13 protein-coding genes and 3 pseudogenes are annotated in these 26,774 nt (G+C 55.2%); 13 read left to right on the forward strand and 3 right to left on the reverse strand.

Annotated features, from left to right (window positions below; all coding sequences use genetic code 11):
- Positions 1–37: 37 nt before the first annotated feature.
- Positions 38–1,360, reverse strand: a complete 1,323-nt coding sequence (locus tag ACU52_RS03765) for a TolC family protein (protein ID WP_053397814.1) — start codon at positions 1,358–1,360, stop codon at positions 38–40.
- A gap of 829 nt (positions 1,361–2,189) precedes the next feature.
- Here ACU52_RS03765 and ACU52_RS03770 point away from each other — a divergent pair.
- From ACU52_RS03770 to ACU52_RS03820, 13 genes and pseudogenes are all read left to right on the forward strand, one after another.
- Positions 2,190–5,327 carry a SusC/RagA family TonB-linked outer membrane protein gene (locus tag ACU52_RS03770; RefSeq protein WP_053397815.1) on the forward strand — a complete coding sequence of 1,046 codons (3,138 nt, stop codon included), beginning with the start codon at positions 2,190–2,192 and terminating at the stop codon, positions 5,325–5,327.
- A gap of 49 nt (positions 5,328–5,376) precedes the next feature.
- Positions 5,377–6,888, forward strand: a complete 1,512-nt coding sequence (locus tag ACU52_RS03775) for a RagB/SusD family nutrient uptake outer membrane protein (protein WP_053397816.1) — start codon at positions 5,377–5,379, stop codon at positions 6,886–6,888.
- 15 nt (positions 6,889–6,903) lie between these two features.
- The gene (locus ACU52_RS03780; RefSeq protein WP_239684863.1) at positions 6,904–8,274 is read left to right on the forward strand and encodes a hypothetical protein; all 1,371 of its coding nucleotides are present in this window, start codon (positions 6,904–6,906) and stop codon (positions 8,272–8,274) included.
- Positions 8,275–8,639: 365 nt separating this feature from the next.
- Positions 8,640–9,992, forward strand: a complete 1,353-nt coding sequence (locus ACU52_RS03785) for a family 16 glycosylhydrolase (RefSeq protein ID WP_053397854.1) — start codon at positions 8,640–8,642, stop codon at positions 9,990–9,992.
- A gap of 44 nt (positions 9,993–10,036) precedes the next feature.
- On the forward strand, positions 10,037–12,277 hold the full coding sequence (locus tag ACU52_RS03790; RefSeq protein ID WP_053397817.1) for a glycoside hydrolase family 3 C-terminal domain-containing protein: 2,241 nt from the start codon (positions 10,037–10,039) through the stop codon (positions 12,275–12,277).
- A 30-nt stretch (positions 12,278–12,307) separates the two neighbouring features.
- Positions 12,308–14,629, forward strand: a complete 2,322-nt coding sequence (bglX, locus tag ACU52_RS03795; RefSeq protein WP_082335157.1) for a beta-glucosidase BglX — start codon at positions 12,308–12,310, stop codon at positions 14,627–14,629.
- A 64-nt stretch (positions 14,630–14,693) separates the two neighbouring features.
- Positions 14,694–16,430 (forward strand): Npt1/Npt2 family nucleotide transporter, encoded by a 1,737-nt coding sequence (locus ACU52_RS03800; protein WP_053397818.1) that lies wholly within the window; start codon positions 14,694–14,696, stop codon positions 16,428–16,430.
- A gap of 380 nt (positions 16,431–16,810) precedes the next feature.
- Positions 16,811–16,975 (forward strand): hypothetical protein, encoded by a 165-nt coding sequence (locus ACU52_RS14965; protein WP_156316879.1) that lies wholly within the window; start codon positions 16,811–16,813, stop codon positions 16,973–16,975.
- Between the two features lie 118 nt (positions 16,976–17,093).
- Positions 17,094–19,337 (forward strand): glycoside hydrolase family 31 protein, encoded by a 2,244-nt coding sequence (locus ACU52_RS03805; RefSeq protein ID WP_053397819.1) that lies wholly within the window; start codon positions 17,094–17,096, stop codon positions 19,335–19,337.
- A gap of 403 nt (positions 19,338–19,740) precedes the next feature.
- Positions 19,741–20,803, forward strand: a pseudogene (locus ACU52_RS15780) (corrinoid protein); the annotation flags it as partial.
- Positions 20,779–21,915 (forward strand): annotated as a pseudogene (locus ACU52_RS15785) (homocysteine S-methyltransferase family protein); the annotation flags it as partial. The pseudogenes ACU52_RS15780 and ACU52_RS15785, both read left to right, overlap by 25 nt.
- Positions 21,916–22,158: 243 nt before the next feature.
- Positions 22,159–22,782 (forward strand): annotated as a pseudogene (locus ACU52_RS15790) (corrinoid protein); the annotation flags it as partial.
- A gap of 248 nt (positions 22,783–23,030) precedes the next feature.
- A complete protein-coding gene (locus ACU52_RS03820; protein ID WP_053397820.1) occupies positions 23,031–24,635 on the forward strand; it encodes a sodium:solute symporter in 1,605 nt (534 codons plus the stop codon).
- A 262-nt stretch (positions 24,636–24,897) separates the two neighbouring features.
- Here ACU52_RS03820 and ACU52_RS03825 read toward each other — a convergent pair whose 3' ends face one another.
- The gene (locus ACU52_RS03825) at positions 24,898–25,584 is read right to left on the reverse strand and encodes a vitamin B12 dependent-methionine synthase activation domain-containing protein (RefSeq protein ID WP_053397855.1); all 687 of its coding nucleotides are present in this window, start codon (positions 25,582–25,584) and stop codon (positions 24,898–24,900) included.
- Between the two features lie 177 nt (positions 25,585–25,761).
- Positions 25,762–26,772, reverse strand: a complete 1,011-nt coding sequence (locus ACU52_RS03830) for a uroporphyrinogen decarboxylase family protein (protein ID WP_053397821.1) — start codon at positions 26,770–26,772, stop codon at positions 25,762–25,764.
- Between the last annotated feature and the right edge of the window lie 2 nt (positions 26,773–26,774).

Below are 26,774 nucleotides of genomic sequence, written 5' to 3' on the forward strand. Positions count from 1 at the left end.
ATGTGATGTTATGTATGGTGTTGACCTGACATCAGGCTTATTTCAGCAGCGAGTCGAGCTGTCCCGTAAGCCTTAGCAGCGACAGAGCGGTCAGGCGGTAGCTGTAGTGAGCCGTTACATAGTTGTTCTGTGCCTCGCTCATCTGCATCTCGTCCTGCAGCACCTCGGTCATAGAGGCTATGCCTTCGCGGTAGAGTTCGGTGGTTACGGCGTAGACATCCTCGGCCAGGCGGTAGTTGTCGAGCTGCTTGGTGAAGTTGCGGCGACTGTTCATCAGGTCGTTGGTGGCATTCATGTATTGCGTGCGCAGACCTTTAAGGGCGTCGTCGTAAGCCAGGCGTGCGTTCTCGGCGTCGAGCTTCGCCTTGCGTATCTTGGAGCGTTTCTCCAGTCCGTCGAACACCGGAACGCGCAGCGTGATGCCCAGGCCCGATGAGTTGTACCAGTGGTTAGACGGTCCTGAGTGGAACCAGTTGCTGAACTTGTCGGTGAAGGCAGAGTAAGTGAAGTTGCCCGTGAGCATGAGCGACGGAAGATAGCCCTGCTGAATCATCTTCTGCTGCTTCTCCGACAGCTCGCCCTGCTTCTGCAACAGCTGCAGTTCGGGCAGCGACTCGCAAAGTCCCGACAGCTCGACGGCCTCAACACTCGAGGCATCCACGGGCGTCAGCGCGATGTCCTTGTCGACAGGATAGTCGATTACGTACTTCAGCATGTTGATCTGCTGCACGAGCATTGCCTCGGCGTTGTCGCGCTGCACCTGAAGGTTTTCCAGATTGATGTTCACTCTCTTGACGTCAACCTCCATGGCCATGCCGTTGTCGAAGAATGCCACGGTGATGTTCTTCAGCTCCTCCAGCCGCGTGATGTTGGCCCTGACGATGGCTATCTGCTCGGCTGTGCTCTGCGCGAGATAGTACATCTTGGCTATCTGCTCCATGAGATCGTTGCGCGCCTTGTCGTAGCCGAGGCGGTTGATGCGGTCCATCATCTTCGTGATGTCGAGCGCCGTGAGCAGCGTCTGGTTGTAGAGCGGCATCTGGAGCTGCAGTCCTGCCGAGGCGTTATACTGCAGTGTCTTCGTCACGTTGTACGGATTGCCGTATGCAGAGCCGTCGGTTACCGACACAGGCGGGTTGAAATTGTCGCTCATCGACACTACGGCGTTGATCTGCGGCAACAGCTTGGCACGGTTTTCGGTTATGGCGTGCCCGCCCTTTGCTATGTCGTTGCGCCTGGTCTGCAACTGCAGATTGTTCTCTATGCCCATGCGCAGACACTGACTGAGCGTGAGCGTCTCCTGCGCATTAAGAGGAATAAGCGCGCAGGCAATGGCAAATGTGAATAATAGTCTCTTCATATCTTTTGTTTCATTTATCCGCTGCAAAGATAGGCAGTATGCTCCGTGCCGTCATTACGACATTTTCGTACCGTATGTTCATATTTTCCGTTTCTGCATGAAATAGTCAGAAACATATCAAAAAACGGTTGCCGACAGCACATCGGGACAAACTTTATGGCGCCTCAGGACATACTTAATAAGGTAAGATATAACCGCACGCATAACACACTGATACTCAATGCGTTGCAAAAGGCCATCTTTTAGCTCCTGAAAGGTGGCCTTTTAGCGTGCAATATGTGGTCTTTTGCAATGCGAAAGGGCACATATTGGAAAACCGCCTGATACGGAGCACCGCGCAACGGCATGCACGGCTATGAACAGCGATGCCCGGAAGCGGCTGCCGGAGACTAAACACAGACTGCCGGAAAATGTGCCTGCAACAGGCAGGGAGAATGATCACGAGGTGTATCTTTTATGATAAAAATATGCCGCAGAAGGTATAAAATGGTTTTAACAAATATTGGTTACACTTTGTAAAAATATGCCCCGAAACACGGAAATTTAATGCCACTGACGTTACATTTAGACACTTTTAAGCCCGAAAACAGGTCATTTTTATGATATTAATGTGATTTTTACAATTATTATCAATCCACTTTTTCTGCAAACGGTTGCGGACGTAACCGTCTGATATAATGCATTATAGCGAAATCCGGCGTTCACTTTCGTCCACTTCTTGTATTTGCAGGCTTTACATGCGAAACTTTTTTTAATACTTTTGCGCCGAAACTATTGCAAACCGCAAAAAACCGTGAATAAACATAATCTTTATAAAACTAATAATTTTATGAAAACGTGTAGATTTCTTATGCTAATCTTATTGGCCACATTGTTCTCAATGACGGCTGCCGCGCAGAAGATAGACTGCTCGGGAACCATCGTTGACACAAACGGTGAGCCGATTATCGGAGCATCTGTATTCCTTAAAGGCGAAACAAAGGGTGCAGTGTCCGACCTAAACGGAGTGTTTAAGCTGCAGCAGGTGCCTGAAGGCAGCATGATAACCGTGTCGTACATCGGCTACAAGACCGTAGAGACAAAGGCCGAAGCCGACATGCGCATCGTGATGCACGAGGACAACGAGCTGCTCAGCGAGGTTGTCGTAGTGGGTTACGGCGTACAGAAGAAGAGCGTCGTGACGGCATCAATAGCCAAGGTTTCGGCCGACGACCTGGCTGCCACGGCACCCGTGCGCATGGACAACGCCCTGAAGGGACTCGCTGCCGGCGTTACCGTAACGTCGTCTTCAGGTCAGCCGGGAGCCGCAGCGCAGATACGTGTGCGCGGTATCGGTACCATCAACAACTCTGACCCGCTCTACATAGTAGACGGAATGCCTATCACCGGCGGACTCGACTACCTCAACCCGAGCGACATCGAGAGCATCGAGGTGCTCAAGGACGCAGCTTCGGGCGCAATATATGGTGCGCGTGCTGCCAATGGTGTTATTCTCGTCACGACCAAGAGCGGCAAGATAGGCAAGACACGCGTCAACTACAACTTCTCTTACGGATGGCAGAACCCGTGGAGAAAGCGCGACGTGCTCAACGCAACCGACTATGCCATAATGATGAACGAAGGACGCATCAACTCTGGACAGGCTCCTCTCTACAGCGATCCTTACTCTTACGGCGAAGGAACAGACTGGCAGGAAGAGCTCTTCAACGACAATGCGCCCGTGTCAAACCACGAACTCACGGTGAGCGGTGCTTCTGAAAAGCTCAACTACTACCTCTCTCTCGGATACTACACACAGGAAGGTATCATCGGCGGCGACTACGACCGCTCTAACTATAACCGTCTGACCCTGCGCAGCAACACCAAATATACTCTCTTCGACGAGAGCAAGACGCGCAACTGGCTCAACAAGCTCGACATCACGGTCAACCTCTCTTATGCCCGCGTTAAGAGCAAGAGCATCGACGCCAACTCGCAGTGGGGCTCGCCGCTGGGCAGCGCCCTGGCCATGTCGCCTATCCTCACGCCTACCCTTACAGGCGAGGCTGCCGACGCACAGAACGACAAATATGCCGGAACGGCAGGCTATGTGCCCATGTATGACAAGAACGGCAACCTCTATACTCTTGCCGGTCCTGACTATAACGAGATGACCAACCCGCTGCAGAACCTCTCTCTGCCGGGCGCAGCCAACTGGTCGCATAAGTTTGTTGCCAACTTCATAGGCGAGCTGCAGATATGGGACGGACTGAAATTCCGCACCTCTTACAGCGCCGACATGTCGTTCTGGGGCAACGAGTCATATACTCCGGTCTACTATCTCCGCGCCAACCAGTTCAGCGAATTCTCTAAAGCATCGTCTGAAAGCGACCGCGGCACGGTATGGCAGATTGAAAACGTGCTGACATACGACAAGACAATAGGCGACCACACATTCAACGTCGTGCTCGGACAGAGTGCGCTCAAGAACACAGGCTGGACTCTCGGAGGAAGCCGCAACTACCTCATTGACATCAACAAGCCTTACATCGACTATGCCAACGGACTTGCCGAAAACGGCGACCAGACCGTCTACGGCGGATATGCAGAGCCTTACACAATGGCATCTATGTTTGCCCGACTGAGCTACAACTACGCTGAGCGCTACATGGTGCAGGCCACTGTACGCCGCGACGGCAGCTCACGCTTCGGCGCCAACAACAGATACGCCACATTCCCGTCGTTCTCTCTCGGATGGAACGTAACCAACGAACCTTTCATGCAGAACCGTCCCGACTGGCTGTCTAACCTCAAGGTGCGCGTAAGCTGGGGTAAGAACGGTAACGACAACATCGGTAACTTCCAGTATCTGTCGCTAACATCTGTCAACAACAACTACATCTTCGGACGCGACGAGGCCGTAACCAACGGTATAAAGGCAAGCATCATTCCTAACCCTGACCTGAAATGGGAGGAATCAGAGCAGACTGACATCGGTCTCGACTTCGGCTTCTTCAACAACGCCCTTACCTTCACGGTAGACTATTACAAGAAAAAGACCAACGGAATGCTCATGACTCTCTCTATACCTTCATACGTCGGCGAGAACAAACCTTACGGAAACGTGGGCGACATGGAGAACAGCGGAGTTGAGTTTGAGGCAGGATACAAGTTCAATGTTGCCGACGCTCACTTCAGTCTGAAGGGCAACGCCTCTTATCTTAAGAACAAACTGATAAAGCTCGGCAACGACACCGGCTTTGCCAACTACGACAGTTTCCAGACAGCAGGCACGATAACACGCGGTGAGAACGGACAGCCGTTCCCGTTCTTCTACGGCTACAAGACCGCAGGAATATTCCAGACACAGGAGGAAGTCAACTCTTATGTCAACGACAGAGGCGAGCTCATACAGCCGGATGCCAAACCCGGATACGTAAGATTTGTCGACATTGACGGCGACGGAGCCATCACTGCCAACGACCAGACCAAGATCGGAAAGGGAATGCCCGACTGGACATTCGGTATAAGCCTCAACGCTGAGTGGCGCGGATTCGACTTCAGCATGATGTGGCAGGGCGTTGCAGGCGCCGACGTGTTCGACGCTACACGACGTGTGGACATCGCCGCATCTAACCTTCCTTCATGGATGCTGAGCCGCTGGACAGGTCCTGGCACATCAAACAAGTATCCTATGTTCATCCTCGGCGACAACGTAAACTGGGTTTCATCAGACCTCTATGTTCATGACGCCTCTTACTTCCGTCTGAAGAACATACAGCTGGGCTACACTCTGCCGCAAAGCCTCACACGAAAGGCATTCATCGAGAAGCTGCGCGTGTATGTCGCAGCCGAGAACCTGATAACGTTTACAAAATACTGGGGCTTCGACCCTGAGGTTGCATCAAGCGGAACATCTCTCGGAGTTGACTATGGCGTATATCCGCAGGCACGCGTATTCACCGTAGGTCTTAACCTGAGCTTCTGATAAAGATACTGACTAATAAATCTTTAAATAAACGAAAAAACGACATATCATGAAATCTAAAATATTGTTTGCATTCGGAATGCTTTCAGTGTTCACCCTGTCAGGATGTAGCGACGACTTTCTTGACCTGACACCTCCTACCGACACAGTGGGTGAATACTTCAACACACAGGAGCACGTTGAGGAGGCTCTGGTGGCTGCATACAATCCTCTGCAGTGGCCCGACTGGGGCAACGGCTACTATTGCCCAATCAACCTGATGAGCGACATCATGGCCGACGACATCTGGGTGGGCGGCTCGAGCAAGACCGACAACCAGTTCTGGCACCTCATGATGAACTTTGAGGCGCTGCCAAACCAGACTCCCGCAGGCTTGTGGACCGACGAATATTCAGGCGTCAAGCGCGCCAACGACGTGCTGAGCTATATCAACGACTCGCGCGACGAGCTGAGCCAGGACTTCATCGACAAGGCTTCGGCAGAAGCACGCGTGCTGAGAGCCTACTATTATAATAACCTCTGGAAGTTCTGGGGCAACATTCCTTTCTTCACGGACAATCTTGAGGCAATGCCATACACGGCTCCGCAGCTGAAGGCCGACGAGGTTTACGAAAACGTGATAACCGACCTGAAGGACGTACTCGACAAAAACCTGCTGCCGATGAAGGCAGACGAGAGCGAGCTTGGCCGCGTAACACAGGCTATGGGATACATGCTCTACACCGAGATGGTGATGTATCAGAACGACGAGAGCAGATACGGACAGGCCCTGCAGTATATGAGAGACATAATAAGCAGCGGACTCTACGACCTGAATCCTGACTATGCAGCCCTTTGGAAGGAGTCGGGCGAATGGTGCCAGGAGTCGATATGGGAAATCAACTATAAGTCGGAGAATGCCGTTCGCTCATACAGCAACCCGCTGGCTTCGGGCGGTACGGTGCTGCCAAGACTGATAAGCCCCAACCAATGGGTTGACGGCACAGCCGGAGTGGCAGGCGGATGGGGATTCTGTCCGGTGCGCACAGAGACCTACGAGCGCTATGCAGGCAACGACACACGCCGCGACGCAACATGCTTCAACGCCGCTGCCAACGGCGAATATAACAAACGCTATCAGGACACGGGCTTCTTCCTGGCTAAATATATTGCCACACCCGACGGCAACGCAGGACAGAAGGCCGATGCCGACCTCAACTTTAACAACAACCTGAGAGTTTACCGCTATGCTGAATGTCTGCTCAACGCTGCCGAACTGATACTGAAGACGGGCGGTGACCAGGCTGAAGCGCTGAGATATGTCAACCTGGTAAGACAGAGAGCGCACATAGCCACACTTGAAAGTGTGAGCGAAGACATAATAATAAGAGAGCGCCAGCTCGAGTTCGTGGGCGAAGGCAAACGCTACTGGGACCTCGTACGCACAGGCAAGGCACCTCAGGTGCTCGTTCCAGATGAGTATGGCTACCGCACAAACACATGGTCTGAGAGCAAGAAATATCTGCCGATACCTGACACTGAGATGTCGTCAGACCCGAACCTTAAACAAAACGATTATTAAAAAAAGATGAAAGCTATGAACAAGACATATAAAATATTTGGGAGCGCGCTGATGCTGCTGGGCCTCACTCTCGGCTCATGCTCGCCCGAAAGCTTTGAGGGTGCCGACCCCAACGGACTGCCCGACGCAGCAGCGTATGAGGAGTTTGTACACGTAACGGTTAATCAGGAGACCAACTATGCCGTGTTCTCATTCGACGAGCAGCCCGGCGTGACACCTGTATGGATTATAGACGGAACTAAATACTCTACCGCAACGGTTGACTCTCAGTTCTACCGCAAGGCAGGCGACTACACTGTTGCGCTGCAGATAAGAAACCGCAACGGCATGAGCGACGGCCAGATAACACGCACATTCCACATTGACAAGACACGAATAAGCGGATTTGGCGGATTCAAGGAGGACAGCGAGTTCAACATGTGGCGCAAGGCCAACATCGGCGATCCGTCGTTCTATTATGCTCCGGGATGGGCTCAGGCTGCCGACCCGACATGTGTCAAGAACGGTTATGACTATAGCATAACTCTGCCTTCAGCCACTTCAGAGAGATGGCAGGCTCAGATGTTCCTCGAAACAGACATGTCCACATCGGCAGACAAGACATACGACTTCTCTGTAATACTGACTTCAAGCACCGATCATCCTGCTGTCATGGTGAAACTTGTTGACGCAAGCGACGACAACGTGTTCTACTTTGCCGAGGAAGTCGAGCTGAAGGCCGGTGAGCCTAAATGTTTCTGGAAGAGCGACATGGCGGGACTCGACATCAGCAAGCTGAAACTTGTGTTCGACTTCGGCGGAAACGCTGCCAACACGAGCATCAACATTGAGAGCCTCGTGCTGAAAGACCATGCCAACGATGACGGAACCGTGCTGCCGGAGGTTGACACCGACGACACCGTATATGACTACGACGCTGAGACGAACCTATGGAAACCGGTTGATGACAACGGCGCATTCACCACAGAATTCTACTATGCACCGGGATGGAGCCAGATAGCCGACCCGGCATTCACCGCCAGCAACGGCACATACACGGTGGTTCTGCCCGAGGCTACATTTGAGCAGTGGCAGGCACAGGTGAAGCTCCACACTGACATCCCGGCCGAGGCAGGCGTAAAATACGACTTCTGCTGCACGCTGCACGCATCTGCCGCGACAAAGGGCGTTACGGTGAAGCTGACCGACAGCGCATCAGACGACAACTATCTGTTCATGAAGAAGGTTGACCTCGACGCCGATGCCGACTACACGCTGAAGGTTCCGGCAAGCGTTATGGCTACAGGTGCCGCCGACAAACTGACTCTCGTGGTCGACTACGGAGGCAATCCGGCTGGTCTGACGGCATCTATAAGCAAGATAGTTCTGCAGAAAACAATAGAATAATCTTTTTCATATTCCGGCGGAAAGGGCCCATGGCTCTTGCCCGCCGGGACTTTTCTTTTACTCGTTTCTAAATTATTTTTTTACCTTTCGATGCTTGTCGCAGACATATCCCACACCGCCGTAAAGGCCGCACAGCACCCACGCAAGGCACGCCTGCGGGGAGCTTGGGGAGCGTCTGCGGCAGCTTTATTTGCAAAAGACCGCAAATGAGGTTCCAAAAGGCCACCTTTTACAGGCTAAAAGGCCGTCTTTTGGAAGCTAAAAGGGCACCTTTTGCAACGCATTGAGGGTCAAGGCGTTACGCAGCCGTGCGAAACCAATGCGGCACAGGGCTGTAAATGCGAAAGAAAGACATCATCATGGATATGAAGAAATATATTTTTGTTACAATATTTTCCGTGTTTGCCCTCACGTCGTCGAGCTGCAGCAACAGCGACGACGACGGTCAGGCTGAGGCAGGCATATCGGTAAAGTGCTCGCCCGAAGAGATAACGGCAGGCGCAGCCGGAGGAACATTCAGCATAGACGTAACGTCTACCGGCAAGGGATGGACAGCCTACACGCCCGACACATGGATGGGCATCAGCCTCGACGGCACCACGGCTGACAAGGGAACCATAAAGCTCAGCGTCAGCGCCAACAAGGGCACGGAGGCACGCTCGGGCATGGTGGTGGTGCGCTCGGGCACTGTGCGCGACACTGTGAAAGTAAGTCAGACCGCCACGATAGGCGTTGCCGAAACTTCGGTCTATGCCCCTTCTGCCGGCGGAACGTTCAGCGTCGGGGTGAGTTCGAACGGCAACTTCACGGCATCTGCCGACGTGGCATGGATAAAGGCCACAGCCGCGGCAGGAGCGGTGAGCATAGAAGTGGAGCCGAGCAACGAACTGAAGTCGCGCTCGGGCATCGTTACCGTAGCCTCATCCGAAGGTTCTCAGCAGATAAGCGTAGTGCAGGAGTCGGCGCCCGACAACAACATCAGCGTGCCCGAAGGCTACCGCCTGGTGTGGAACGACGAGTTTGACCAAGGCACAACGCTCAACACCGCATGGTGGACTCACGAGGAGCAGGGCCCGGGATGGGTAAACAACGAGCTGCAGACCTATGTGGACGGACAGGCTGCAGGCCGCCGCGTAACAGAGATTGCCGATGGAAAGCTCAGCATCAACTGCTTCAAGGCCGGCTCTGCGATATACTCAGGACGAGTATATGCCAACGTGTCGACAGGCTGGAAGTACGGATGGTTTGAGGCACGCATAAAGCTTCCCAAGGGCAAGGGCACGTGGCCTGCCTTCTGGATGATGCCTGCGGGCAACGACTTCGCCACAAACCCGTGGCCGCGCTGCGGCGAGATAGACATCATGGAGGAAGTGGGAGCCGACCCGGGCGACGTGTCGTCGACCATACACTGCCAGAAATACAACAACACGGGCACTGCCATAGAGCATGCGACGCTGCACGTTGCCGACGCCGAAGACGAGTTCCACGTGTATGCCTGCGAGTGGACGCCCGACCATCTGAAGTTTTATGTCGACGGAAAGATGATTCTCGACTATGCCAACGACGGCTCAGGCGTTGAGGCATGGCCCTTCGACAAGCCCTTCTACATCATCCTCAACCTTGCGTGGGGAGGCGACTGGGGCGGATACAAGGGCACCGACGACAGCGCACTGCCGGCGACCATGAAGGTCGACTACGTGCGCGTGTTCCAGAAGTAGCCCTCACACATATCACATAATGAAACTAAAAACACTTACATAACATGAAAATCTTTATTAAATCCATACCGGCCCTGCTCCTAGGCGTATGCTCAATGAGCGCCGCCGCACAGGGCATGCCGGTGTATCTCGATGAGACCAAACCCATTGAAGAGAGAGTGGAAGACGCCCTGAAGCGCATGACGCTCGACGAGAAGATTGCCGTAATCCACGCTCAGAGCAAGTTCAGCTCGCCCGGAGTAAAACGTCTGGGCATACCGGAGTTCTGGACCGACGACGGCCCTCACGGCGTGCGCCCCGACGTGCTGTGGGACAAATGGGAGCAGGCAGGCCAGACCAACGACTCGTGTGTGGCATTTCCGGCGCTAACGTGCCTTGCCGCCACATGGAATCCTGCCATAAGCCGCCTCTACGGCGAAAGCCTCGGCGAGGAGGCTCTCTATCGCCGCAAGGACATGATTCTTGGCCCCGGCGTCAACATCTACCGCACTCCGCTGGGCGGACGCAACTTTGAATACATGGGCGAAGACCCCTACCTTGCCTCACGCATGGTGGTGCCCTACATCCAGGGCATGCAGTCAAAGGGCGTGGCAGCCTGCGTTAAGCACTTCGCTCTCAACAACGATGAGGAATACCGGCATCAGGTAAACGTCATAGTTGACGACCGTGCGCTCCACGAAATTTATCTTCCTGCCTTCAAGGCTGCCGTAACCGAGGCCGGAGTATGGGGCATAATGGGTGCCTACAACATGTACAAGAATCAGCACAACTGCCACAACCAGTGGCTGCTCAACGACATACTGAAGGGCCAGTGGCGCTTCGACGGCGTGGTGGTATCCGACTGGGGCGGCGCACACGACACCCGTCAGGCTGTTGAGAACGGACTCGACATGGAGTTCGGCACATGGACCGACGGCCTTGCCTTCGGCACTTCAGATGCCTACGACAACTATTATCTGGCTTCGCCTTACCGCAAACTGATACAGGACGGCACCTACACGGAGAAGGAACTCAACGACAAGGTCAAACGTGTGCTGCGCCTTTTCTTCCGCACAAACATGAACCGCAACCGCCAGTTTGGCTCGCTCTGCTCTGAAGCTCACTACGACGCCGCACGCAAAATAGCCGCCGAAGGCATCGTCCTGCTGCAGAACAAGGGCCGCGTGCTGCCCATCGACACGCTGAAGGCACGCCGCGTGCTCGTCGTCGGCGAGAATGCCATCAAGATGATGACCGTAGGCGGCGGCAGCTCTTCGCTCAAGGCGCAGCATGAGGAACTGCCTCTCGACGGTCTGAAGGCTTGTCTCGAAGGCATGAACATCGAGGTTGACTATGCCCGCGGATATGTAGGCGACATCACAGGCGAGTACAACGGCGTAACCACAGGACAGCAACTTGCTGACAGCCGCTCGCCCGAAGAGCTTATAGCCGAAGCCGTAGACAAGGCGCGCAAGGCCGACTACGTGGTGTTCTTCGGCGGACTCAACAAGAGCGACTACCAGGATGCCGAGGGTCACGACCGCAAGTCTTACTCCCTGCCCTATGATCAGGACAAGGTGGTGGAGGCTCTTGCCAAGGCCAACAGGCGTCTGATATTCGTCAACATATCGGGCAACGCCGTGGCAATGCCGTGGAAGAGCTCGGTGCCCGCAATAGTTCAGGGCTGGTTCCTCGGCTCAACGGCAGGCCATGCTCTTGCCGACGTGCTGACAGGACGCACCAACCCGTCGGGCAAACTGCCATTCACATGGCCGGCATCGCTCAACGATGTGGGTGCGCACAAGCTCAACACATATCCCGGAACATGGCGCGCCGACAAGAAAATCATTGACGAAGAGTATAAGGAAGGCATCTTTGTGGGCTACCGCTGGGCTGACAAGGAGAAGACAAAGCCGCTCTTTGCCTTCGGACACGGCGAGAGCTACACGAGCTTCAGAATAGGCAAGGCAAAGGCAAGTGCCGCAAGCATCACCACAGCCGACAGCCTTTCGTTCACCGTCAGCGTCACCAACACGGGCAAGGTGGCAGGCTCTGAGACGGTGCAGCTCTACATTCACGACTGCGAGTCGTCGCTTCCGCGCCCCTACAAGGAGCTTAAAGGATTCAGGAAAGTTTATCTCCAGCCGGGCGAAACCAAGGAAGTAACCATAACAATAGGCAAAGACGCCCTCAGCTTCTACGACGACAAGGCTGCCAGCTGGACCGCAGAGCCTGGACATTTTGAGGCTCTCGTGGGCAACGCTTCAGACAATATTGTGAGCAAAGTGGCGTTTACTCTGAAATAGTCATTGACATCTAAAGACATAAATCATATGATGAAAATAAGCAAAATACTGACAACTGCGGCTGCACTGCTGCTGACCGGGGCGGTGAGCGCGCAGAACCAGGAGATGGATAAGTTTGTTGACGGCCTCATGTCGCGCATGACTCTGCACGAGAAGATTGGTCAGCTTAACCTTCAGGTGGCAGGCGACATAACCACAGGACAGGCCCAGGACTCTGAAGTAAGCGGCAAGATAAAGGCCGGAGAGATTGGAGGCGTGTTCAACCTGAAGGGCGTCGACAAGATAAAAGCACTGCAGAAGCTGGCCGTTGAGAAGAGCCGGCTGGGCATTCCGCTGCTTGTGGGCATGGATGTGATACACGGATACGAGACGATATTTCCCATTCCGTTCGCGCTTTCATGCAGCTGGGACCTCAACGCCATAGAGCGTGCTGCCCAAATAGCCGCAAAGGAGGCCACGGCCGACGGCATCAACTGGGTGTTCAGCCCTATGGTAGACATCTGCATAGACGCCCGCTGGGGCCGCATATCTGAGGGAAACGGCGAAGATCCCTATCTCGGCTCACGCATAGCCGAGGCCATGATTCGCGGATATCAGGGCGACTACAGCAGCAACGCCAACGTTATGGCGTGCCTGAAGCACTTCGCCCTGTATGGCGCCGTTGAGGCGGGACGCGACTATAACACCGTTGACATGAGCCGTCTGCGCATGTATAACCAGTATCTCGAGCCTTACCGCGCCGCCGTAAAGGCTGGAACGGGCAGCGTGATGACATCGTTCAACCTGGTTGACTATGTGCCGGCAACGGCCAACAAGTGGCTTCTTGAGGATGTGCTGCGCAAGCAGTGGAAGTTCGACGGCTTCGTTGTTACCGACTACGGCTCTATTGGCGAGATGCTGAGCCACGGCGTTGGCGGTTCGCTGAAAGACTGTTCGGCAGCCGCCCTCAATGCCGGCACCGACATGGACATGTGCTCCATGGGATTCATCGGCACGCTGGAGCAGTCGGTAAAGGACGGAACGGTGAGCGAGGAGGCCATCAACAAGGCATGCCGCAGGGTGCTCGAGGCTAAATATAAGCTGGGACTCTTTGCCAATCCGTATAAATACTGCGACACGAAAAGACGCAAGCGCGACATCTTCACGGCAGAAAACCGCGCCGAGGCAAGGCGCATTGCTGCCGAGACATTTGTGCTGCTGAAGAACGACAAGTCTTTGCTGCCGTTGAAGAAGCAGGGCAAGATAGCGCTGATAGGCCCGCTGGCAGACACCCGCGCCAACTTGGCCGGCACATGGTGCGTGGCCTACACTCCAGACAAATACCCGACGCTGAAGGAAGGAATGGAGCGCGCGCTGGCCGGAAAGGCTGAACTTCTGTATGCGCAGGGATGCAACCTGATGGCCGACTCGGCACGTCAGCGCGCGGCAGAGTTCGGCAAGAACATAACGAGAGGCGACGACGCACAGCTCAAGGCAGAGGCTCTCGAGGCGGCACGCAAGGCCGATGTGATAGTGTGTGCCATGGGCGAGAGTGCCGACATGTCGGGCGAATGCTCGAGCCGCACGAGTCTTGTGCTGCCCGACGTTCAGCGCGAGCTGCTCGCCGAGCTTGTAAAGATGGGCAAACCGGTGGTGATGCTCAACTTCTCTGGTCGTCCGACGGTGCTTACATGGGAGCAAAATAATGTGGACGCGATACTGAACGTATGGTTCGGAGGCAGCGAGGCAGCCGACGCTATATGCGACGTGGTGTTCGGCGACGTGGCTCCGAGCGGCCGTCTGACCATGACTTTCCCGCGCAACGAGGGCCAGATACCAATCTATTACAACCATCTCAACACGGGACGCCCCGTGCCCGAAGGCACAAAAGAGTTCCGCAAGTATGCCAGCAACTATCTCGACGAGGTGAACGACCCGCTCTACCCCTTCGGCTACGGCCTGAGCTACACGAGCTTCAGCTACGGCAAACTGAGCGTTACGGGCAGCGGACGCAACTTTAAGGCAGCGGTGACGGTGAGCAACACGGGCAACTATGACGCCGACGAGGTGGTGCAGCTCTATGTGCGCGACCCCGTGGCATCTATCAGCCGCCCCGTAAAGGAACTGAAAGGCTTCAGCCGCATACACCTGAAGAAGGGCGAGAGCCGCACCGTTGAGTTCGACATAACCGAAGACGACCTGTCGTTCTACGACGCCGAAGGCCGCAAGGTGTTCGAGCCGGGCGAGTTTCATATCATGGCAGGCCACGACAGCCGCTCGCTGCAGAGCGTGACAATAACGGCTAAAAAAAAAAACACGGGCCGTAAATTTTGTGTGTTCGCAATATTGTCTTATCTTTGCAGGAAGAGATAAACCTATGTCTCACAGAACCTTACAAAGGCCGCGGAGGCATGTTCCGGCTAAGCATAAGACAGCGATGAGAAACATATTTTTACTTATTATATGGCTTGTTCCGGTGGTGGCGTCAGCTGATGCCGCACGCACGGACTCGGTTTACAGATGCATTGACGAGGCCATCGCCAATGCATCTGTTTATTTATCCAAGCGCGAGGCACGCATTGCAGGCCTCAAGCGGCAGTTTGACAAGAGCCGCGGATATGCCGCGCGATATGCGGCAGCATTCAGAATATACAGGGAATACAAGGCTTTCGTGAACGACTCGGCCATAGCATGGCTCGGCAGGGCCGAACGGATGGCGCGCAGCCAGGGCGACATGATGAGCGCCAACCACTGCACGGCGCTGAGGGCCTTTCAGTGTTCAACGGCCGGAATGTATATGGAGTCGGACGAGCTGCTGGCCTCAATCAACACCGGAGAGCTAAACCGCGAAGGCAGGCTGGCATATTACGCCGCGCGCAACCATCTCTACAAGGAGCTGGGATTCTACACAAAGATAGGCAGACTGAAGGAAAACTATGGCCGGCTGGAAAGGATGTATGCCGACTCGCTGGCGGCACTGGCCGACAAAAACAGCGACATGTATCTGCAGCTGATGGAGATTGAGCGGTACAACAGCAACGACCCGGCCGGCGCGCTGCGCTACAACGACATGAGGATGAAGGGCGTAGACCGACAGTCGCACGAGTTCTCGATAATTGCCTACTACCGCTTTCTCGACTACAAGAGGATGAACGACACCGACAACTGGACCTACTGGCTGGCAATGTCGGCGCTGGGCGACATACGCAACGCCGTGATGGACCAGGGCGCGCTGTGGGAACTGGCCAACTATCTGAACACGACGGGCGACATGGCACGGTCGTATAAATACATAAACTTTGCCTGGAACTGCGCCGAGAAGTTCGGCACGAGGGTGAGAAGCAACCAGATTTCGCCCGTGCTCACATCCATAGACAGCAGCTATCAGACCATAATGCAGAAGCAGAAGGAGCGCCTCGTAATCATGGTGCTCGTGATAAGCCTCTTTGCCGTGTCGGTGCTTGTGCTGCTCATATATGTCAACAAACAGCGCGGCAAGCTGAAGCTGACGCGCGACGAGCTCAGCCGCAAGAACAGGCAGCTGATGAAGCTCAACAAGGAGATGCAGCAGGTGAACGAGAACCTGGACGAGAGCAACCGCCAGCTGACCGAAACCGACCGCCAGCTGCACAAGGCCATAGGCAGCCTGAACGAGTCGAACAGGGTGAAGGAGAAATACATCGGCCTGTTCCTCAGGCAGTGCTCTATATACATAGACAACATGGAGAGGATGAGAAAGGAGGTGCTGACGATGCTGAAGAACAAGCAGCACACGGAACTGATGAGCAAGATGAAGTCGCACGACTTCAGAGACCGCCAGCAGCAGGAGCTCTTCGACATATTCGACACCACGTTCATCCACCTCTTCCCCACCTTCGTCGACGACTTCAACAAGCTGCTGCGCCCCGAGGAGCGCATACATCTCGACGACACGTCGCGCCTGAACACCGACATAAGGATATTCGCGCTGATACGCCTCGGCATCGACGACAGCTCAAAGATAGCCGAGTTTCTCCACTATTCGGTCAACACAATCTACAACTACCGCGCACGCATCAAGAACGGCGCGACATGCGGCAGAGACGAGTTTGAGAAGAAGGTGAAGGAGATAGGCGTGCCGCAGCACACGCAGACCGAAGGCGACAGCAAGTCTGAAGCCGGCACGGCACAATAACACATAACGCCATACTGGCAGCAATCACACAAGGTACGGCGGCCTACAGCCCGACCATTGCATAACCCATTGACGCTCAATGCGTTGCAAAAGGTCATCTTTTAGCTCCTGAAAGGTGGCCTTTTAGCGTGCAATATGTGGTCTTTTGCAATGCGAAATGGCACATATTGGAAAACCTGGGGGAAACACTTAACCATGACAAGGGCTGAAAATACTGAAACATTTGGGATAATCCTTTGCCGTTAAGGCTATTTTTCTTATTTTTGCAACATAGCTCCTGCACGCCCACTACAGGGCAACGGCTGCAGGACGGGCCGTAAGCAGACCGCACGCGGACACACGGCTACGGCAACGGACAACACGATAATACGCAAACAACAATGGACAGAGAGCGACGCTCGAACATTATGCCTTATGGCATAGTACAAAAACAACACCGCTGCGTCATATCTACAGCCACGGCAACTCATGCCGCCGCAGGCCGCAACGGCACACCGGCACGCAGCCGGCGCACACAAGCCACACGGCCACAAGACAAAACCTGAAAAGCATAATAACAGAAGGCATAATTAGCACAGCCGCGCCCCCGGCCACGAAACACTAACGGCAAGGGGACGGAGGACTGAAAAAGCCGGCAAAAAACATATAAAAACAAACAAAAAAATGAAACCCACAAACTACCATCTTTTCGACTTTCTCGACTTCGACGTCAGCCTTAGCCGCAACGAGTCGCTATGGAAGGCATGCAAACCCTCAGCCGTGTTCGAGAACGACGGCGACATCTGCGTGCTCGTTCCGTTCCAGAAGCAGATACTGGCCAACGACATGGCAGCCGACACCGGCGTGCCGCGTGAGGAATATACGCTCATCATCAGGCAGTATGAGCCAAAGATCCTGCGCCTGTTCATAGGCTTCGGCGAGGAGCAGATGACCGACGAGTCGGAGATGTTGCAGATGAGCGACAGGGTTAAGAAGACGCCGCTGAGCGTAAGCTTCGGCAACGGCCGATGGACCGTCACCGACCCCGAAGGCACCGTCAGGGCCGTTATCAACATACAGGAGCCCGAGCTCGACCGCTGGAGCACGCTGCTGCCCGACCCGCAGGAGACGCTCGACATAAGGCTGTATCCCGACGGAAAGCGCGAGATACGCCTGGCCGCCTACGACCACTTCTCGCCTCCGCGCTACGACGCGCTGCCCATAGGCTTCTGCAAGCTTGACGGACAGAAGGAGCGCGCCACGATGTCGTTCGAGTGCAAGGCCGACGAATGTTTTGCCGGAACGGGCGAACGCTTCACCAAGATGGACCTCAGCGGACAGACGTTCTTCCTCAAGAACCAGGACGGACAGGGCGTAAACAACCGCCGCACATATAAGAACATTCCGTTCTACGTGTCGAGCCGCATGTACGGAGCATTCTATCACACCTGCGCCCACAGCAAGCTGTCGCTCGCCGGAGTGTCAACGCGCTCGGTAGAGTTCCTCAGCGACCAGGCCATGCTCGACGTATTCCTCATCGGAGGCGACTCTATGGAGGAGATTATCCGCGGCTACCGCGACCTGACGGGCTACCCCTCGATGCCTCCCTTGTGGAGCTTCGGCGTGTGGATGAGCCGCATGACATACTTCAGTGCCGACGAGGTGAACGAGATTTGCGACCGCATGCGCCGCGAACATTATCCCTGCGACGTGATACACTTGGACACCGGCTGGTTTAAGACCGACTGGCTGTGCGAATGGAAGTTCAACGAAGAGCGCTTCCCCGACCCCGAAGGCTTCATCCGCGGCCTGAAGGACAAGGGCTACCGCGTAACTCTGTGGCAGCTGCCCTACGTGGCTGAGGATGCCGAACAGATTGACGAGGCGCGCAAGAACCACTATATCTGCACGCTGACAAAGCAGCAGGAGGGCGAAGGTTCTAACTTCTCGGCCCTCGACTACGCCGGAACAATCGACTTCACCGACCCCGCCGCCACCGAGTGGTACAAGGGTTTGCTGCGCCGTCTGCTGAACATGGGCGTGGCAGCGATAAAGACCGACTTCGGCGAAAACATCCACATGGATGCCATCTACAAGAACATGAAGCCCGAACTGCTCAACAATCTCTATGCGCTGCTGTATCAGAAGGCTGCCTATGAGGTTACCAAGGAGGTTACGGGCGACGGCATAGTATGGGCAAGAGCTGCCTGGGCGGGCTGCCAGCGCTATCCTCTGCACTGGGGAGGCGACTCATGCAGCTCGTGGGACGGCATGGCCGGATCGCTCAAGGGCGGACTTCACTTCGGTCTGTCGGGCTTCGCCTTCTGGAGCCACGACGTGCCCGGATTCCACACTCTGCCCAACTTCATGAACTCACGTGTACGTGATGACGTCTACGTCCGCTGGACTCAGTTCGGCGTCTTCTCGTCACACATCCGCTATCACGGCACCAACAAGCGCGAGCCTTGGCACTACCCTGCCATCGCCCCGATAGTGAAGAGATGGTGGCAGCTGCGCTATAAGCTCATACCTTACATCCTTCAGGAAAGCCGGAAGGCCGTAAGCGGCGGCTCAACGGTGCTCCAGGCGCTGATATTCCATCACCCGGACGACCCCATGTGCTGGCATATCGACGACGAATATTACTTCGGCGACGACTTCCTCGTGGCTCCCGTGATGAACAGCGAAGGCCGCCGCGACGTCTATTTGCCTGAAGGCAACTGGGTGAACTTCTTCACCGGCGAGCGCTACAGCGGCGGAAAGTGGCTCAAAGACCTCAATGTGCCGCTCGAACTGATGCCCGTCTACGTGCGCGAAGGTGCCGAAATACCTGTTTATCCCGAGCCGGTAGACTGCACAGACGACATGGACCTGAGCAAGACAGAATATATAAAGATTGACGGAAGGTTTGGAGGGATTGAGTGGTAATAGGTTAAATTGGTAGTTAAAGGAGTTAAAGTAGTTATCGCCGGCCGTGCCGGCTAGGAGTTAAAGCCATTAGTCTGAACGCTTATCGTCAATCTTACAATAAGTAAACAGACATTTAATACAATAGCTTCTGCCATAAGCAGGAACGCAAAGCGATAACTTCTTTAACAACCCTAACCACCTGACAATCAGCAACAAAATAAAAAATATAGAGTCATTTGCCCGCAATGCCAATGGCTTTAGCCCTTAACCGGCACGGCCGGAGACAACACCTCAGACCTATCTAACCGCCTGACAATCAGCAATTAAATAAAAATATAGAGTCATTTACCAACAAGACAAATGACTTTAACTCCTAGCCGGCACGGCCGGCGATAACTCCTTTAACTACTATAACTACTTATTGAACATGTGGAAAAAGAATCTTGAAGAAACAAAACAGCGATACATACAATGGTGGAACCACAAGGGCATTGTGCTGAACATGTGGGAACACTTTCAGGAAGGCGTCAAGCCGCATGCCGATGTGCCTGCGCCGCCAGCCCCGAAGGACCTCAACCAGAAATGGTTCGACCCGAAATGGCGCGCGGAATATCTCGATTGGTATGTGGCTCACAGCTGTCTGAAGGCCGATATGCTGCCGGTTGCAAACACACAGCTGGGCCCCGGCTCGCTCGCCGCTATCCTTGGAGGCGTGTTCGAAGGCGGAGAGGACACGATATGGATACACCCCGACCCTGACTTCACCGACGACATAAAGTTTAATCCGGAGCATCCCAACTGGCTGCTGCACAAGCAACTGCTGACGGAATGTAAGAAGAAGGCCAAGGGCAACTATTATGTGGGCATGCCCGACCTCATGGAAGGCATGGACGTTCTGGCGGCTCTGAAGGGCACCGACAAGGTGCTGATGGACACGGTTACGCAGCCTGAGGTGCTGGAACGGCAGATGCAGCAGATAAACGACATCTACTTCAAGGTGTTCGACGAGCTTTACGACATAATACGCGAGGGCGACGAGATGGCTTTCTGCTACTTCTCTTCGTGGGCACCGGGCAAGATGAGCAAGCTGCAGAGCGACATATCAACGATGATAAGCGTGGAAGACTACCGCCGCTTTGTGCAGCCTTTCATACGCGAACAGTGCCAGAAGATTGACTACACGCTGTATCATCTCGACGGAGTTGGCGCCCTTCATCATCTGCCGGCGCTGCTCGAGATTGAGGAACTCAACGCAATACAATGGACTCCGGGCGTAGGTGAGCCGCAGGGTGGCTCGCCTAAATGGTACGACCTGTACAAGAAGATACTGGCAGGAGGCAAGAGTGTGATGGCATGCTGGGTAACGCTCGACGAACTGCGGCCGCTGCTCGACAACATAGGAGGCAACGGAGTGCATATAGAGATGGACTTCCACAACGAGGACGAGGTGGAGAAAGCCATGCGCATCGTTGAGGAATATCAGGAGGACGAGGCAAAGAAACCGCAGCAGGAGGACAACACCATACGCATAAGCGGCGGCAAGAACGACGCCGATAAGGACGTGGAGGCAATAATAGAGAGCGCCGAACGCGAGTTTGAGGAGCTTGCCGACAAGGGCGACAAGGTGCCTGCCGACTGGCTCGACGGCTGCCCCATCGTATCGGCAGGACGCAACCGCATACTCGTTATCGACGGAGCCATGGGCACGATGATACAGAGCCGACGCCTCGGCGAGGCCGACTTCCGCGGCGAAAGGCTTGCAGGGCATGACGTGAACGTGAAGGGATGCAACGACCTTCTGTGCCTTACGCGCCCCGACGTCATTGAGGACATTCACCGTAAGTATCTCGAAGCCGGAGCCGACATCATCGAGACAAACACCTTCAACGCGCAGCGCATATCCATGGCAGACTATCATCTGGAGAACTTCTGCCGCGAGATAAACCTCGAGGCGTGCCGCATAGCGCGCAAGGCTGCCGACGAATTTACAGCCAAGACACCGCACAAGCCGCGCTTCGTGGCAGGTTCGATGGGTCCGACGAGCAAGACCTGCTCAATAACATCAGACACCACACAGCCGGGCTGGCATGCCTTCAGCTACGACACTCTGCGCGACGCCTACGCAGAACAGGCCGAAGCGCTGATTGAAGGCGGCGTCGACGCCCTGCTGATAGAGACGATATTCGACACAAAGAACGCGCAGGCGGCCATCGAGGCGGCACGCGGAGCAATGCGCAAGACAGGCAAACGTCTGCCGCTGATGCTGAGCTTCAGCATAGCCACTGCCGACGGACACAACATGCTGGGACAGAGCATCGGGGATTTCCTCGCATCCGTTGCCGGCAGCGACATCATGTCGGTGGGCGTAAACTGCTGTTCTGACGTAAGCCTTGCCGCCGACATGCTCGTACATCTCGGCAAGACTACGCCCTACATGATAAGCCTTTACCCCAACGCCGGCATGCCCGACGCCGAGGGACGCTACAGCCACACGCCCGAGATGCTGCAGCGCGAGCTGTGGCCGCTGATAGAGTGGCACGTGCTCAACATCGTGGGAGGATGCTGCGGCACAACCGACATGCACATCAGAAAGCTTGCCGAAGCCGTGGTTCCCGCCGAAGGACTTATCCTTTCGCCCCACCCTGCGCAACCATCTGATAATGAGGGCGTTGCAAAAGGTGGCCTTTTAGGCTCCAATATGCCGTCTTTTAGCGTGCAAAAGGTGGCCTTTCACAATGCAAAAGGTGACCTTTCAGAAAACCACGGGCACGACCATGCCGCCGAACCCTGTGAATGCTGCGCGCCGAAGGCCGCAAACGAGCCATCGGCAAGCGACGAGATATTCGACGCCATACTGCAAGGCAACGCCGACAAGGCAGCCGAAGCGACGCAGAAGGCCGTAGACGCAGGCATGGCTCCGCAGGACATCATCAACAGTCAGATGATACGCGCCATGGGCGAGGTGGGCCAGCGCTTCCAGGACGGCAAGGCCTTTGTGCCCCAGCTGCTCATGGCAGGACGCGCCATGAAGGCCGCCCTCGTGCTGCTGAAGCCACTCATGGCAGGCAAGGCCGACGTTACGATAGGCCGCGTGGTCATCGGAACGGTAAAGGGCGACCTGCACGACATAGGCAAAAACCTCGTTGCATCGATGCTCGAGGGCAGCGGCTTTGAGGTGATAAACATCGGCATCGATGTGCCGAGCGACAAGTTTGTAGAGGCTCTGAAGGACAACCACGCCGACATCCTGTGCATGAGCGCCCTGCTTACCACGACAATGACCTACATGAAGGATGTAATCAAGGCCGTGGAAGACGCCGGACTGCGCGACAAGGTGAAGATTATGGTGGGCGGAGCGCCCGTAAGCCAGGCCTTCGCCGACGAGATAGGAGCCGACGGATACAGCGACAATGCCAACGAAGCAGTGAAGGTGGCAAGGGAGCTGGTGAAGGGAAAAGAATAATATTTCAAGGAGTTAAAGGAGTTAGAGTAGTTAAAGGAGTTAAAGCCAAATGCCCTGCCGGTTATTAACAAGGCTAAATACGCCGGTCATTACATCATCTGCAGCGCATCGGTCTCATTACTCCCATAAGTCATACATCCCCCATAAAGCCGCCAACCGGCTGTAAGGCTAATGACTTTAACTACTGAGCGGGCACAGCCCGCGATAACTCCTTTAACTACTATAACTACCAAATAAACAACATATCCATGAACTCACAATCATTACATGGCCTCGACTGGGGCATACTAATAGCATACTTCGTCATCCTGCTTGCCATCGGCATATGGGCAAGCACCAAGCGCAAGAAGGGCAGCAGCCTGTTTCTTGCCGAACATTCTCTGCGCTGGCATCACATAGGATTCTCCATGTGGGGCACCAACGTAGGCCCCTCTATGCTCATAGCGTCGGCAAGCGCCGGCTTCACCACGGGCGTCGTGTCGGGCAACTACGCATGGTACGCCTTCGTCTTCATAGCCCTGCTCGCCTTCGTCTTCGCCCCGCGCTATCTCGGCAGCAAGGTTTCCACCCTGCCCGAGTTTATGGGCCTGCGCTTCGGACAGTCCACACGCAACATGCTGGCGTGGTATACCATCGTCACGATACTCATCTCGTGGCTCGCGCTGACGCTCTTCGCGGGTGGCATAATCATACGCCAGGTGTTCGGCATACCCATGTGGATGTCGGCATTCCTGCTGCTCGGCATCTCCGCCTTCTTCACAATGCTCGGCGGACTGAAGGCCGTGGCCTACACCAACGTATATCAGATGGTGCTGCTCATACTCGTTTCGGCCACGCTGACCTTCGTAGGAATATACCGCCTCGGCGGCGACTCGTTCACAGGAGGCATCGCCGTGCTGGCCAATCCCGACATTGTGCCGTCTAATTACTGGAACCTCTTTCAGCCCAACAGCGACAAAGACTTCCCCTGGCTGCCCATACTGCTGGGTTATCCTATAAGCGGACTGTGGTTCTGGTGCACCGACCAGTCGATGGTTCAGCCCGTACTGGCAGCCAAAGACCTCAGCGAAGGACAGAAGGGAGCTAACTTTACGGGCTGGCTGAAGATACTCGACGTGGCCATATACATCATCCCCGGCATCGTATGCTTCGCCCTCTGGAAGACCGGTTTCTTCGGAGGCATGACCATTGAGGCCGACAACGCCTACATGACTCTTGTGTCGAGCCTCTTCCCTGTGGGCATGGTTGGCCTCGTGCTTGCCGTTCTCACCGCCGCGCTCATCAGCACCATAGGCTCTGCGCTCAACGCCTTGAGCACGGTGTTCACGATGGACATCTACGTGAAGAACATCCGTCCGGAGGCCACACAGAAGGAAATAATGCGCACAGGACGCATAATAACCGTCATAGGCGCACTGGTGTCGATAGTCATCACCGTGGCTGTTGACAACATAAAGGGCATGAACCTTTTCAACGTATTCCAGTCGGTGCTCAGCTTCATCGCACCACCTATGGCGGCAGTGTTCGTCATGGGCGTGTTCTGGAAGCGCTGCACGACGCTCGCCGCCAACGTAACGCTCACCTTCGGAACCATCTTCAGCATCGGCTCGGGCATCCTTTACCTGTGGGTTATACCGGGAGCCACGGAGCAGGTGCACTTCATGATGCTGTCGTTCTACATCTTCGTAATCCTCATCATCAGCATGATTATCGTCAGCCTATGCAACAAGCAGGCAACGGTAAGCCCCGAGATAGTGAAGCTGAGCGAAAGACCAAAGCGCACAGTTGTGGTGGCATGGACGCTGCTTGCCGTGGTTATGGTGGCTCTCTACATATTCTTCAACGGACACTGACAACAAAACTGAATTATGATACAGCAAAAAGCGCGGCAAGCCCTATGTGGACTTGCCGCGCTTTTCTATATGTTTCAAGCCATGTCTGACGCGCAATAAAAAGGCAGAAAGGCCCGTTTTAAAGGATTATACGCACGATAATAAAAGACTATATGCCAGACTATAAAAGACAACTGAACGCATAATGAAAAGCGACACGGCATATAATGTAAGGCAACGCGACGCGAGATGAATCACGTTATCATGCCAAACGCACCGCAGACTACTTCTTGCGGCGGCGCTTGTAGCAGTCTTTGAAGTCGCATAGACCGCACGAATATTCGAGCTTGCGCACCGAAGGACCGAGGCCTATCACGCCGCTCACCGACTTGATGGGCACCATAAGGCTCGAGTCGGTAAGGCTTACGCCGCACGGACGCTCCTCGCCGAACAGGGGGAAGAGCATCTGCTGCTGAGAGACATGCCACCCGCAGTAGCCCGGACTGAAGCGGTTGGTGTGGCGCCAGCCGCGCTCATCAATGGCTTTCTGCAGTGAAAGCTCCATGCAGTCGGCCGCCTTCTCGGCTATGACGCTGCCTATTGAGTCGGCAACAAACACCTTCACCATGTCGTCTTCGTCCTTAAGGCGGTGCTGAAGCTGCTCAAACTCCTCGCCGGCGGTGGCCACGAAGAAGGCGAAAGCCTGCGAGCCGCGCAGCTGCCGGCTGATGATGCGCCCCACGCTGAAGCTGACTGAGCCTACGGTGAGCACATGCTGCTCTGCATCGAGCTGTCCGGGAGTGATGAAGAAGCAGAAACGCGGGCGCAGAACGGCCTTTATACGCTCCATGACGGCAGAGGTCTCGGCCTGCACGGCAGCGTCGGGCACGGCGTCGCCATAGCCCATCTGCTCGTAGACTTCAGACGGAAGGATGTTGAGGTCGTCGAAAATTATTTCCTGTTTTAGCATTTTATTCTGATTAAAAAGCGGCACAACGCTGCGCCGCATGACGCCGCTGCGGCCCTCGGAGGGTGCAGCGGCTTATGTAGTTAAGTATGTCGGGCGGGGTCTGTCAATATGAATCGAGTCTGACCATGACCTTTACGTCATGCTGCAAGGCCTCTGACGAACTGACAGAACCTGCGCTTACAGTTTGCTGTTCCACTCGCCGACAGCCTCAAAGAAGGCATCGATGTTGGCAAACGGAGTGTGCGGCGGGGTGTCGCATCCGCTTGATATCACAAAGTTTGGATAGTTGCTCATCTTGCGCAGCAGGTCTGTGGTGGCGCGGCGCATCTCGTCGGGCGTGGCAGACTTGAACAGACTGACGGGGTCGAGGTTGCCCATGGTGAGAGCCGTGGGCGGCACCTGACGCGACACCTGCTCCATGTCGCACTTGTTGCCGAAGTGATATGCGGCGGCTCCGGTGGCAGTCATGGCGTTGGTGCACTGCCCGGTGTTGCCGCAGTTGTGTAGCACGACGGTGAAATAGTCGTCCTGCACGGCCTCGACAATACGCCTGACGTAGACCGAAGAGAAGCGCATGCAGTCGTCGTCAGACATCAGTCCGGCGGCAGGCTCAGCCATGACAACGCCGTTGGCGCCCGTCTTCTTCAGCGCGATGCAGTATTTCAGGATGAAGTCGGTACACTTGTCGAGCAGCATGGCGGCAGCCTCGGGGTTCTGATATATCAGAATCATAATCTCCGACATGTCGTAGAGACGGCCTGCAAGCGAGAAAGGTCCGATGCATCCGGCAAGCACGGGGCGGTCGGTTATGGCACGGGCGGCCAGCAGATTGGCCTTGAGATATGCCGGCACGCGGCCTGCGCTGAGCGACGGCACCTGCAGACGTGCTATGTCGTCGGCGCTGTTGAGCATGTGCCCCCTGACGGCCGGCACCTCGTCGGGCTCGAAGGCGATGTCGGCGCCGAAGGCTTCAGCCTCAACGGTGAGGTCCATTATCACTGTGGCGGCAGCCGTGTCGTAGCGTCCGGCAAGCGCCCTGACGGCGTTGAAGTGCACCTCGCCGTCGCTCACGGCGTCGATCACGCGTCGCCCTATCATCTCGATGCCGGGATGTGTCATTATGGGCACAGCCATCACCTTCTTGCTGTCGATGACGGCTTTGGCCCATTCGGTCATGTTTATCTTCATCT

This window comes from Xylanibacter rarus (genome assembly GCF_001275135.1).
In the GTDB taxonomy this organism is placed as follows: Bacteria; Bacteroidota; Bacteroidia; order Bacteroidales; family Bacteroidaceae; genus Prevotella; species Prevotella rara.